The sequence below is a fragment of the Streptomyces longhuiensis genome (assembly GCF_020616555.1).
GTDB classification, from domain to species: domain Bacteria; phylum Actinomycetota; class Actinomycetes; order Streptomycetales; family Streptomycetaceae; genus Streptomyces; species Streptomyces longhuiensis.
In genome coordinates, this window is record NZ_CP085173.1 from 6354400 (window position 1) to 6366534 (window position 12135).

13 protein-coding genes are annotated in these 12135 nt (G+C 68.9%); all 13 read left to right on the plus strand.

Annotated elements, in window-relative coordinates; all coding sequences use genetic code 11:
• Positions 1-117: 117 nt before the first annotated feature.
• The 13 genes from rpmE to atpA all read left to right on the plus strand — a co-directional run bounded on the left by rpmE (position 118) and on the right by atpA (position 12121).
• On the plus strand, positions 118-339 hold the full coding sequence (gene rpmE / locus LGI35_RS29415) for a 50S ribosomal protein L31 (protein WP_100595864.1): 222 nt from the start codon (positions 118-120) through the stop codon (positions 337-339).
• A 144-nt stretch (positions 340-483) separates the two neighbouring features.
• Complete coding sequence (gene prfA / locus LGI35_RS29420) at positions 484-1560, plus strand: peptide chain release factor 1 (RefSeq protein ID WP_227297228.1); 1077 nt, start codon at positions 484-486, stop codon at positions 1558-1560.
• Positions 1561-1642: 82 nt separating this feature from the next.
• Complete coding sequence (gene prmC, locus LGI35_RS29425) at positions 1643-2482, plus strand: peptide chain release factor N(5)-glutamine methyltransferase (protein ID WP_100595862.1); 840 nt, start codon at positions 1643-1645, stop codon at positions 2480-2482.
• 116 nt (positions 2483-2598) lie between these two features.
• Entirely contained in the window at positions 2599-3246 is a 648-nt protein-coding gene (locus tag LGI35_RS29430; protein ID WP_227297229.1) for an L-threonylcarbamoyladenylate synthase, read from the plus strand.
• Positions 3243-3884, plus strand: coding sequence for an arsenate reductase/protein-tyrosine-phosphatase family protein (locus tag LGI35_RS29435; protein ID WP_116509886.1), 642 nt, complete (start codon positions 3243-3245; stop codon positions 3882-3884). Before LGI35_RS29430 ends, LGI35_RS29435 begins: the two co-directional genes overlap by 4 nt.
• 255 nt (positions 3885-4139) lie before the next feature.
• Positions 4140-5408 carry a serine hydroxymethyltransferase gene (locus tag LGI35_RS29440; protein ID WP_227297230.1) on the plus strand — a complete coding sequence of 423 codons (1269 nt, stop codon included), beginning with the start codon at positions 4140-4142 and terminating at the stop codon, positions 5406-5408.
• Between the two features lie 129 nt (positions 5409-5537).
• Positions 5538-6926, plus strand: coding sequence for an MraY family glycosyltransferase (locus tag LGI35_RS29445; RefSeq protein ID WP_227297231.1), 1389 nt, complete (start codon positions 5538-5540; stop codon positions 6924-6926).
• Positions 6927-7188: 262 nt separating this feature from the next.
• A complete protein-coding gene (locus tag LGI35_RS29450) occupies positions 7189-7638 on the plus strand; it encodes a Cg1360 family ATP-synthase-associated protein (protein ID WP_116509880.1) in 450 nt (149 codons plus the stop codon).
• 225 nt (positions 7639-7863) lie between these two features.
• The gene (gene atpB, locus LGI35_RS29455) at positions 7864-8682 is read left to right on the plus strand and encodes a F0F1 ATP synthase subunit A (RefSeq protein ID WP_481006929.1); all 819 of its coding nucleotides are present in this window, start codon (positions 7864-7866) and stop codon (positions 8680-8682) included.
• Between the two features lie 78 nt (positions 8683-8760).
• Positions 8761-9000, plus strand: a complete 240-nt coding sequence (gene atpE, locus LGI35_RS29460) for an ATP synthase F0 subunit C (protein ID WP_227297233.1) — start codon at positions 8761-8763, stop codon at positions 8998-9000.
• A 41-nt stretch (positions 9001-9041) separates the two neighbouring features.
• Positions 9042-9590 (plus strand): F0F1 ATP synthase subunit B, encoded by a 549-nt coding sequence (locus tag LGI35_RS29465; RefSeq protein WP_227297234.1) that lies wholly within the window; start codon positions 9042-9044, stop codon positions 9588-9590.
• A complete protein-coding gene (locus tag LGI35_RS29470; RefSeq protein WP_227297235.1) occupies positions 9587-10408 on the plus strand; it encodes a F0F1 ATP synthase subunit delta in 822 nt (273 codons plus the stop codon). The genes LGI35_RS29465 and LGI35_RS29470 overlap by 4 nt, the downstream gene beginning before the upstream one ends.
• A 120-nt stretch (positions 10409-10528) precedes the next feature.
• Positions 10529-12121 (plus strand): F0F1 ATP synthase subunit alpha, encoded by a 1593-nt coding sequence (gene atpA, locus LGI35_RS29475; protein ID WP_227297236.1) that lies wholly within the window; start codon positions 10529-10531, stop codon positions 12119-12121.
• The last annotated feature ends 14 nt before the right edge of the window (positions 12122-12135 follow it).

Here is a 12135-nt window from a genome sequence, read left to right on the forward strand (position 1 = left end):
CCCGACCCCGGTTTTGGGGGATACGGCCAGTCCTGGCAGACTGGTACGTCGGCCCCGGTTCACGCCCCCGCAATCCGCGGAAGCGACCCGGAGCCCTCCGAGATCATAGGAGACACCTTGAAGCGCGACATCCACCCCGAGTACGTCGAGACGCAGGTCAGCTGCACCTGTGGCGCGTCGTTCACCACCCGCAGCACGATCTCCAGCGGCACCGTCCGTGCCGAGGTCTGCTCCGAGTGCCACCCGTTCTACACGGGCAAGCAGAAGATCCTCGACACCGGTGGCCGCGTGGCCCGCTTCGAGGCCCGCTTCGGCAAGGCTGCTGCCGCCAACAAGTAGCGAGCCACTTGCGCCGGTCCACGGCCGCCCTTCGGGGCGGGCCGGGACCGGCGTGCTTGTTTTTGGTTGGCCGGGGACCCGGGGGTCTTCCCCGGCCGGCCGGTGGCCGTTCCCTTTCGCTGTACCTCACTTCAGGAGCCGGAGATGTTCGAGGCCGTCGAGGACCTCATCGGTGAGCACGCCGATCTCGAGACGAAGCTCGCGGACCCCTCGGTCCACGCCGACCAGGCGAACGCGCGCAAGCTCAACAAGCGCTACGCCGAGCTGACCCCGATCGTCGCCACCTACCGCTCCTGGAAGCAGACCGGTGACGACATCGAGACCGCGCGTGAATTCGCCGCGGATGACCCGGACTTCGCCGCCGAGGTCAAGGACCTCGAGAAGCAGCGCGAGGAGATCACCGAGAAGCTGCGGCTCCTGCTGGTCCCCCGGGACCCCAACGACGACAAGGACGTCATCCTCGAGGTCAAGGCGGGCGCGGGCGGCGACGAGTCGGCCCTCTTCGCCGGCGACCTGCTGCGCATGTATCTGCGGTACGCGGAGCGCGTCGGCTGGAAGACCGAGATCATCGACGCCACCGAGTCCGAGCTGGGCGGCTACAAGGACGTCCAGGTCGCCGTGAAGACCAAGGGCGGCAACGGCGCGACCGAGCCCGGCCAGGGCGTCTGGGCCCGTCTGAAGTACGAGGGCGGCGTGCACCGCGTGCAGCGTGTGCCGTCGACCGAGTCGCAGGGCCGTATCCACACCTCCGCGGCCGGCGTCCTCGTGACGCCCGAGGCCGAGGACGTCGACGTCGAGATCCACGCGAACGACCTCCGCATCGACGTCTACCGCTCGTCGGGCCCCGGCGGTCAGTCCGTCAACACGACGGACTCCGCGGTGCGCATCACGCACCTGCCCACCGGAGTGGTCGCTTCCTGCCAGAACGAGAAGAGCCAGCTCCAGAACAAGGAGCAGGCGATGCGTATCCTGCGCTCCAGGCTCCTCGCGGCAGCGGTCGAGAAGGCCGAGGCCGAGGCCGCGGACGCGCGCCGCAGCCAGGTCCGTACCGTCGACCGCTCCGAGAAGATCCGTACATACAACTTCCCGGAGAACCGCATCTCGGACCACCGCGTCGGTTTCAAGGCGTACAACTTGGACCAGGTGCTCGACGGTGAGCTCGACCCGGTGATCCAGGCCTGTGTCGACGCCGACTCGGCCGCCAAGCTCGCCGCCGCCTAAGCCACACCAAAAAAGACCAGCTCAGCCCCGGAGGACCAGCGTGCAGCAACATCTTGGGGGGCGACCCCCAAACCCCCGCAGCGTGCTGCTCGCGGAAGTCGCCCAGGCCACCCAGCGCCTCGCCGACGCGGGCGTGCCCTCGCCCCGCAACGACGCGGAGGAGCTCGCCGCCTTCGTGCACGGCGTGAAGCGGGGCGAGCTGCATCTGGTCAAGGACGCGGACTTCGACGCCCGTTACTGGGAGGTCACCGCGCGCCGCGAGGCCCGTGAGCCGCTCCAGCACATCACCGGGCGCGCCTACTTCCGCTACCTCGAACTCCAGGTGGGGCCGGGCGTGTTCGTGCCGCGGCCCGAGACGGAGTCCGTGGTCGGCTGGGCCATAGACGCCGTACGGGCCATGGACGTCGTCGAGCCGCTCATCGTCGACCTGTGCACGGGCTCGGGCGCCATCGCGCTCGCTCTCGCGCAGGAGGTCCCGCGCTCCCGTGTGCACGCCGTGGAGCTGTCCGAGGACGCCCTGCGCTGGACGCGCAAGAACGTCGAGGGGTCCAGGGTCGACCTGCGTCAGGGAGATGCCCTGGAGGCCTTCCCCGAGCTCGACGGCCAGGTCGACCTGGTGGTCTCCAACCCGCCGTACATCCCGCTCACCGAGTGGGAGTACGTCGCCCCCGAGGCCCGCGACCACGACCCTGAACTCGCGCTGTTCTCCGGCGAGGACGGGCTCCACCTGATCCGCGGCATCGAGCGCACGGCGCACCGCCTGCTGCGCCCCGGTGGCGTCGTCGTCGTGGAGCACGCCGACACCCAGGGCGGCCAGGTCCCGTGGATCTTCACCGAGGAACGGGGCTGGGCCGACGCCGCCGACCACCCCGACCTGAACAACCGCCCGCGCTTCGCGACCGCCCGCAAGGCGATGCCGTGACGCGACAGAATCAGCGCAGCAACAGCAGCAACAGCGGTACCAGCACCAGCAGTTCCCGCTTCTCCCGCATCTCTCGCATGGACTACGTGTACTTCGTGTACGAGGAGGCCCGCTAAATGGCTCGGCGATACGACACCAACGACGCGTCGGACCGTACGACCGGTCTTCGTGAAGCCGCGTCCGCCGTCCGCCGCGGTGAGCTGGTCGTGCTGCCCACCGACACCGTGTACGGCATCGGCGCCGACGCCTTCACCCCCGAGGCCGTCGGTGACCTGCTGGAGGCCAAGGGACGCGGTCGCAACATGCCGACCCCTGTCCTCATCGGCTCCCCGAACACGCTGCACGGCCTCGTCACGGACTTCTCCGAGATGGCCTGGGAACTCGTCGACGCGTTCTGGCCGGGCGCTCTCACGCTCGTCGCCAAGCACCAGCCGTCCCTGGCGTGGGACCTCGGCGACACCCGTGGCACCGTCGCCGTCCGCATGCCCCTGCACCCGGTCGCGATCGAGCTGCTCACCGAGGTCGGCCCCATGGCCGTGTCCTCCGCGAACCTCACGGGGCACCCCGCCCCCGAGGATTGCGACGCCGCGCAGGACATGCTCGGCGACTCCGTCTCCGTCTACCTCGACGGCGGCCCCACGCCCGGCATCGTCCCGTCCTCGATCGTCGACGTGACCGGGAAGGTTCCGGTGCTCCTGCGCGCGGGTGCCCTGACCGCGGACGAGCTGCGCAAGGTCGTACCCGACCTCGAGGTGGCGAATTGACAGCCCCTGAGACGGGGCGTGGCATAGGCACCGGGGACTCCTTCCGCATCCTCCATGTCAGCACCGGCAACGTGTGCCGCTCGCCGATCACCGAGCGGCTGACCCGGCATGCCCTGGTGGGCAGGCTCGGAGACCCCCTCGTACGCGGTCTGATCGTCGAGAGCGCGGGCACCTGGGGCCACGAGGGCGCGCCCATGGAGGCCAACGCCGAGACCGTCCTCGCGGACTTCGGTGCGGACGCCTCCGGCTTCGTGGGGCGCGAGCTCCTCGACGACCACGTGATCCGCGCGGACCTGGTCCTCACGGCCACCCGCGACCATCGCGCCCAGGTCATCTCCATGGGCCACAGCGCGGGCCTGCGCACCTTCACGCTGAAGGAGTTCACGCGCCTCGTCCAGGCCATCGATCCGGCCACGCTGCCCGACCCGCTGGACGGCGGCGTGGTGGAGCGCGCACGCGCACTGGTGCGCGCCGCGGCGGCTCTACGCGGGTGGCTTCTCGCCCCGAACGCCGAGGCCGACGAGGTCTACGACCCGTACGGCGCACCTCTGCCCTTCTTCCGCTCGGTCGGCGAGGAGATCAGCGAGGCCCTGGATCCCGTGGTGACGGCATTGACGGGTGTTCCGGCCTGTCGTTGAACCGGCGGACGGGGTCCGGCGCAGCAGGGCGAAGCCGGGGGCCCTTCGGGGCCGAGCGGTGCGAGTGGGGCGTCGGGGTGGGGCTCGGCGGTGCCCTGGATCCCGTGGTGACGTCGCTGACGGGTGTTCCGGCCTGCCGCTGAACGTGGTGACAGCGACTGCCGGATTACCCGCTCGTACCTGAGTTTCGGGCGCCGCGGGCGGTGCGGGCCTACATTGGTTTTGAGGTCACCCCCGCGAGGCCCGGAGCCCAAGATGCCGGTCACCACTGAACAAGCCCCCGCCGGTGCGACGTACGCGCACGCCGGCTTCGACGTGCTGCGTCGGCAGGACCCCGAGATCGCCGAGATCATCCTCGGCGAGGCGGCCCGGCAGGCCACGTCGCTGCAACTGATCGCCGCCGAGAACTTCACGTCGCCGGCCGTCCTCGCGGCCCTCGGCTCCCCGCTCGCCAACAAGTACGCCGAGGGCTACCCCGGCGCCCGCCACCACGGCGGCTGCGAGCTCGTCGACGTGGCCGAGCGGATCGCCGTCGACCGGGCCAGGGCGCTCTTCGGCGCCGAGCACGCCAATGTGCAGCCCCACTCCGGCTCCTCGGCGGTCCTCGCCGCGTACGCCGCCCTGCTGCGCCCCGGCGACACCGTCCTCGCGATGGGGCTCCCGTACGGCGGCCACCTCACCCACGGCTCGCCCGCGAACTTCTCGGGCCGCTGGTTCGACTTCGTGCCCTACGGCGTCGACCCGGAGACGGGCCTCATCGACCACGACCAGGTCCGCGCGCTGGCCCGCGCCCACCGCCCGAAGGCGATCGTCTGCGGCTCGATCGCCTATCCCCGGCACATCGACTACGCGGCCTTCCGCGACATCGCCGACGACGTGGGCGCCTACCTCATCGCCGACGCCGCGCACCCCATCGGCCTGGTCGCCGGGGGAGCGGCGCCGAACCCCGTGCCGTACGCCGATGTCGTCTGCGCCACCACGCACAAGGTGCTGCGCGGCCCCCGCGGCGGCATGGTCCTGTGCGGGGCCGAGCTCGCCGGACGCATCGACCGGGCCGTCTTCCCGTTCACGCAGGGCGGCGCCCAGATGCACACGATCGCCGCCAAGGCCGTCGCGTTCGGCGAGGCGGAGACCCCGGCCTTCGCCGCGTACACCCGTCAGGTGGTCGCCAACGCGAGGGTCCTCGCGGCCGCGCTCGCCGCCGAGGGCCTCGCGGTCACCACCGGCGGCACGGACACCCATCTGCTGACCGCCGACCCCACGTCGCTGGGCGTCGACGGCCCGACCGCCCGGGGGCGGCTGGCCTCGGCCGGCATGGTCCTCGACACCTGCGCGCTGCCCTTCGGCGACGGGCGCGGCCTGCGCCTCGGCACCGCCGCCGTCACCACCCAGGGCATGGGCGAGCAGGAGATGGCGCGCATCGCGGTGGTCTTCGCCGGGGTGCTGCGGGACGAGGTCGATCCGCGTACGGCCCGTGCGGAAGTGCGCGATCTCACCGGAAGATTTCCGCCGTATCCGGACTAGACAGGGGTAGGCGGGCATGGGTGGTCCGTCACTCGTGCAACCATCATCGCTACCCGGCAGTCCTCCACCACATGCGCGCGAAGCTAGGGTGTGGGGCTGAGATGGCCAGCGATATCTGTGGGGAAGCCCGTGCGTGAATACCTGCTGACGCTCTGCATCACGGCCGCGGTGACATACCTGCTGACCGGCCCGGTGCGGAAGTTCGCGATCGTGGCCGGCGCCATGCCGGAGATCCGCGCCCGCGACGTGCACCGGGAGCCCACGCCCCGGCTCGGCGGGATCGCCATGTTCTTCGGCCTGTGCGCGGGTCTCCTCGTCGCGGACCACCTGACGAACCTCAGCCCCGTCTTCAAGATGTCGAACGAGCCGCGGGCGTTGCTCTCCGGAGCCGCCCTGATCTGGTTGATCGGTGTCCTGGACGACAAGTTCGAGATCGACGCCCTGATCAAGCTGGGCGGCCAGATGATCGCCGCCGGCGTCATGGTCATGCAGGGTCTGACGATCCTGTGGCTGCCGATCCCGGGTGTGGGCACGGTCTCGCTCACGCAGTGGCAGGGCACACTCCTCACCGTCGCCCTGGTCGTGATCAGCATCAACGCGGTCAACTTCGTCGACGGCCTCGACGGTCTCGCGTCCGGCATGGTGTGCATCGCGGCGTCGGCGTTCTTCCTGTACTCGTACCGCCTCTGGTACGGCTACGGCATCGAGGCGGCCGCCCCCGCGACGCTGTTCGCGGCGATCCTGATCGGCATGTGTCTGGGCTTCCTGCCGCACAACATGCACCCCGCCAGGATCTTCATGGGCGACTCCGGGTCGATGCTCATCGGCCTCGTCCTGTCCGCCGGTGCCATCTCCATCACCGGCCAGGTCGACCCGAGCCTGATGAAGCTGAACTTCGGCGGCACCCGTGACGCCACCCACGCGATGATCCCGGTCTTCATCCCGCTGCTGATGCCGCTGACGATCATCGCGATCCCGTTCGCGGACCTGGTCCTCGCGATCGTGCGCCGCACCTGGAAGGGCCAGTCGCCGTTCGCCGCCGACCGCGGGCACCTGCACCACCGGCTCCTGGAGATCGGCCACTCCCACAGCCGCGCGGTCCTGATCATGTACTTCTGGTCGGCGCTGTTCGCCTTCGGAGCGGTCGCCTACTCCGTTCACTCGACGTCCATGTGGATCGTCCTGGCGATCGTCGCGCTGAGTTTCGTCGGTCTCGTACTGCTTCTGCTGCCGCGCTTCACGCCGCGCGCCCCGCGCTGGGCGGAGGCCTTCCTGCCGCCGCGCTACCGGCGCAGGCGGGCCGAGCGGGCGGCGGCCCAGGAGCCCGAGGCGTCGCCGTCGTACGCGGCTCAGGCAGCGGCCGGGCCGGCCGAGGATGCGGCCGGGGCAGGTGGGGACGCACAGGCGCCCGAGGACGAGGGCGCGCGCACGCCGATGCCCGCAGGAGTCAACGGGGCGACGGCCATTGGCCCCCGTTCGCGCTTCCTGGATCGACGCAAGGCGCACTCGTCGCGCTGACGCGAGAGACGAAAACGCCTCATTACCAGACAAGTTGGCCGCTTTTTTGCACAGACGCGCGGATTACCTCTCACGTGTGACAGTGAGCACACTACACAGGTAAAGACCTCATCAAATAGTTTGTGATACCGTTCACGAGACCCGGGGATAGAGCCGAAGGACCGTAGTGCGACGGCCCATTGGCCCGAAGTTCCCTCTCGGCCCCGGTTTACGCTCGTCCATGACGACACCCTGCCCCCACCCACTAAAGGGAGCTGCCGCCATGCCCTCCAACGACGCACGGATCCTCCTGCAGGCCGTTGTGCCCACAGCCATTGCCGGCGCGCTTGCCGCCGTGATCAGTGGTGTGGTCGCCGGCGGCAAGGGGGCCCTCGGTGCAGTCATCGGCACGGTGGTCGTCATCGCCTTCATGGGCCTCGGGCAGATCGTCCTCCAGCGGACGGCAAAATCGCTTCCGCAGCTCTTCCAGGCGATGGGGCTGATGCTCTACGTCGCCCAGTTGCTGCTGCTTCTGATCTTCGTCGCCGTCTTCAAGGACACGACGCTGTTCAACCCCAAGGCCTTCGCCGCATCACTCGTCGCCGCCACCGTCGTATGGATGGCCGCGCAGGCGCGTGCGCACATGAAGGCCAAGATTTTCTATATCGATCCCGACTCGGCGAAAGACTCCGAGAAGAGCGACAAGCCCGAGAATTCAGGGTCGTCCTCATGAGGGGTAGGGCCGGGATAAGTGCGGGTTCGCGTTACTGCTATCGTCCGGTGCCAACTGCGGCACTGCGGGCGCGGGCATCTGAGCTGACGCCTGCTCGACTGCGAGGCTCACTGCCTGCCTGCCGCCCCCACATCCGAAACACCAGACCGGTGCCGATCCGCGGCTGCGCGCCGCAACGACACAACGAGGTTGCCGTACCTATGCGTCACGCCGAAGGAGCCCGTGGTGAGTGCTGACCAGACTGAGCTCGCCTTTGACTGGAGCTGTCGGATCATGTCCGACAACGGCTGCGGCTTTCCGGCTCCCGGCCTGCACTCGTTCCTCTTCAAGCCGCTGTTCACCGTCGGTGGGTTCGAGTTCAACAAGGTGATGCTGCTCGCCCTCCTGACGACGCTCGTCGTCGTCAGTGTCTTCTACGCGGCGTTCGGCAAGGCCAAGGTCGTCCCGGGCAAGCTTCAGATGGCGGCCGAGGCGGGGTACGACTTCGTACGCCGCGGCATCGTCTACGAGACGATGGGCAAGAAGGAGGGCGAGAAGTACGTCCCCCTGATGGTGTCGCTGTTCTTCTTCATCTGGATCATGAACATCTGGTCCGTGGTCCCGCTGACCCAGTTCCCGGTCGCGTCGATCTTCGCGTACCCCGTGGTCCTGGCGGCCATCGTCTACCTGATCTGGGTGCCGCTGACCTTCAAGCGGCATGGTTTCGTGGGCGGTTGGAAGAACATCACGGGCTACGACAGCTCGCTCGGCCCGATCAAGTGGCTCGTCTCGTTCATCGAGTTCTTCTCGAACCTGCTGGTCCGGCCGTTCACGCACGCGGTGCGACTGTTCGCCAACATGTTCGCCGGTCACCTGATGCTGGTGATGTTCACCGTCGCCTCCTGGTACCTGCTGAACAGCTGGATGATTCCGGCCGCGGGCGTCTCCTTCGTCATGACCATGGTCATGATCCTCTTCGAGCTTTTCGTGCAGGCGGTCCAGGCGTACGTCTTCGTGCTCCTCGCCAGCTCGTACATCCAGGGCGCGCTCGCCGAGCACCACTGAGCCAAGTCCCGTCCCGTCATATTTCATTCGTCCGGTGGCCAACCCCCACCGGTTCGTTAAAGAGAAGGAAGTAACGGCATGTCCGCGACCATCGAACTCGCCGCTGGCGTCTCCGGCTCCCTCGGTTCCATCGGCTACGGTCTCGCTGCCATCGGCCCCGGCATCGGCGTCGGCATCGTCTTTGGTAACGGCACCCAGGCCCTGGCCCGTCAGCCCGAGGCCGCCGGCCTGATCCGTGCCAACCAGATCCTGGGCTTCGCCTTCTGTGAGGCGCTCGCCCTCATCGGCATCGTTCTGCCGTTCGTTTACGGTCAGTGATCTAACTCCTCACCGACCACTATTCGACGAAAGGCACTGATGTGATCGCCAACCTGGTACAGCTGGCGGCCGAGGAGAAGCAGAACCCGCTTATCCCGCCCGGCCCCGAGCTGCTCGTCGGCACCATCGCCTTCGCCATCGTCTTCTTCTTCTTCGCCACGAAGCTCCTCCCGCGCATCAACAAGGTGCTGGAAGAGCGTCGCGAGCTGATCGAAGGCGGTATCGAGAAGGCCGAAGCCGCACAGACCGAGGCCCAGAGCGTGCTCGAGCAGTACAAGGCTCAGCTGGCCGAGGCCCGTCACGAGGCCGCGCGGCTGCGCCAGGAGGCGCAGGAGCAGGGCGCCACGCTCATCGCCGAGATGCGCGCGGAAGGCCAGCGGCAGCGTGAGGAAATCATCGCCGCCGGTCACTCGCAGATCGAGGCCGACCGCAAGGCCGCCGCTCAGGCGCTGCGCCAGGACGTCGGCCAGCTGGCCACCACCCTGGCCGGCAAGCTGGTCGGCGAGTCCCTCGAGGACCACGCCCGGCAGTCGCGCACGATCGACCGTTTCCTCGACGACCTCGAGGAGAAGGCCGAGGCTGTTCGATGACTGCCCACGGAGCGAGCCGCGAGGCACTCGCCTCCGCACGTGAGCGTCTCGACGCGCTGACCGACAGCACCTCGGTCGACGCCCGACAGCTTGCCGCAGAGCTGGCCGCGGTCACCGCGCTGCTCGACCGCGAGGTGTCGCTGCGTCGGGTCCTGACCGACCCGGCGCAGTCCGGCGAGGCCAAGGCCGAGCTCGCGGGCCGCCTGCTGGGCAGCCAGGTCAGCGGTGCAACCGCCGATCTGGTGGCCGGCCTGGTCCGCTCCCGCTGGTCCGCCCCGCGCGACCTGGTCGACTCCGTCGAGGAGCTGGCCAGTATCGCCGAGCTGACCGCGGCGCAGAAGGCGGGCGAGCTGGACGACGTCGAGGACGAGCTGTTCCGGTTCGGCCGGATCGTCTCCTCGAGCACCGAGCTGCGCGCCGCGCTCACGGACCGTATCGCCACGGGCACGGCCAAGGGTGAGCTGCTGCGCAGCCTGCTCGGCGGTCGCGCCACGGCCACCACCGAGCGTCTGGTCGAGCGCCTTGTGACCCAGCCGCGTGGACGTAGCCTGGAGGGGGGACTCGAGTCCCTGTCCAAGCTCGCCGCGGAGCGCCGGGACCGCACGGTGGCCGTCGTCACCACAGCGGTTCCGCTGAGCGACGCGCAGAAGCAGCGCCTGGGCGCCGCCCTGGCGAAGCTCTACGGGCGTCAGATGCACCTGAACCTCGACGTGGACCCCGAGGTCCTCGGCGGGATCAACGTGCAGGTGGGCGACGAGCTCATCAACGGAAGCATCGCGGACCGCATTGAGGACGCCAGCCGCCGCATGGCCGGCTAGCCGACTCGCACAACGTAGTAGTACCTACGGCCCTAGTTGGGCCGTGCAGAGGATTCCTGGGGGCTGACCCCAGACCCCCCAAGAAAACTTCGGGCCCAACAAGGAGAGCAGGGAACCCAGATGGCGGAGCTCACGATCCGGCCGGAGGAGATCCGGGACGCGCTGGAGAACTTTGTCCAGGCGTACAAGCCGGACGCGGCCTCGCGCGAGGAGGTCGGTACGGTCACCCTTGCCGGCGACGGCATCGCGAAGGTCGAGGGCCTGCCCTCGGCCATGGCCAACGAACTGCTGAAGTTCGAGGACGGCACCCTCGGCCTCGCCCTCAACCTCGAGGAGCGCGAGATCGGTGCCATCGTGCTCGGTGAGTTCACCGGTATCGAGGAGGGCCAGCCGGTGCAGCGCACCGGTGAGGTGCTCTCCGTCGCCGTCGGCGAGGGCTACCTGGGTCGCGTCGTCGACCCGCTCGGCAACCCGATCGACGGCCTCGGCGAGATCGAGACCAGCGCGCGTCGTGCCCTTGAGCTGCAGGCCCCCACGGTCATGCAGCGCAAGTCGGTGCACGAGCCGATGGAGACCGGCTACAAGGCCGTCGACGCGATGACCCCGATCGGCCGCGGTCAGCGTCAGCTGATCATCGGCGACCGCCAGACGGGCAAGACCGCCCTGGCTGTCGACACGATCATCAACCAGCGCGACAACTGGCGCTCGGGCGACCCGAAGAAGCAGGTCCGCTGCATCTACGTCGCCATCGGCCAGAAGGGCTCGACCATCGCCTCCGTGCGTGGCGCCCTGGAAGAGGCCGGCGCGCTGGAGTACACGACCATCGTCGCCGCCCCGGCGTCCGACCCGGCCGGCTTCAAGTACCTGGCGCCGTACACCGGTTCGGCCATCGGTCAGCAGTGGATGTACGAGGGCAAGCACGTCCTCATCGTCTTCGACGACCTCTCGAAGCAGGCCGACGCCTACCGCGCCGTGTCCCTGCTGCTCCGCCGCCCGCCGGGGCGCGAGGCCTACCCGGGTGACGTCTTCTACCTGCACTCCCGCCTCCTCGAGCGCTGCGCGAAGCTCTCGGACGAGATGGGCTCGGGCTCGATGACCGGTCTGCCGATCGTCGAGACCAAGGCGAACGACGTGTCGGCGTTCATCCCGACCAACGTCATCTCCATCACCGACGGCCAGTGCTTCCTGGAGTCGGACCTGTTCAACGCCGGTCAGCGCCCCGCGCTGAACGTCGGTATCTCCGTCTCCCGAGTCGGTGGTTCCGCGCAGCACAAGGCGATGAAGCAGGTCTCCGGCCGCCTCCGTGTGGACCTCGCCCAGTTCCGTGAGCTCGAGGCGTTCGCCGCCTTCGGTTCCGACCTGGACGCCGCGTCGAAGGCCCAGCTGGAGCGCGGTCAGCGCATGGTGGAGCTGCTCAAGCAGCCCCAGTACCAGCCGATGGCGACCGAGGACCAGGTTGTCTCCGTCTGGGCCGGCACCACCGGCAAGATGGACGACGTCCCGGTCGTGGACATCCGGCGCTTCGAGCGGGAGCTGCTCGACCACCTGCACCGCAAGGAGCAGGGCCTGATGACCTCCATCAAGGAGGGCGGCAAGATGTCTGACGACACCCTGACCGCCACCGCCGAGGCCATCGCGGACTTCAAGAAGCAGTTCGAGACCTCGGACGGGAAGCTTCTCGGCGAGGACGCTCCGGCCGCCGCCGGTAAGTGACGACGGAAGGGACC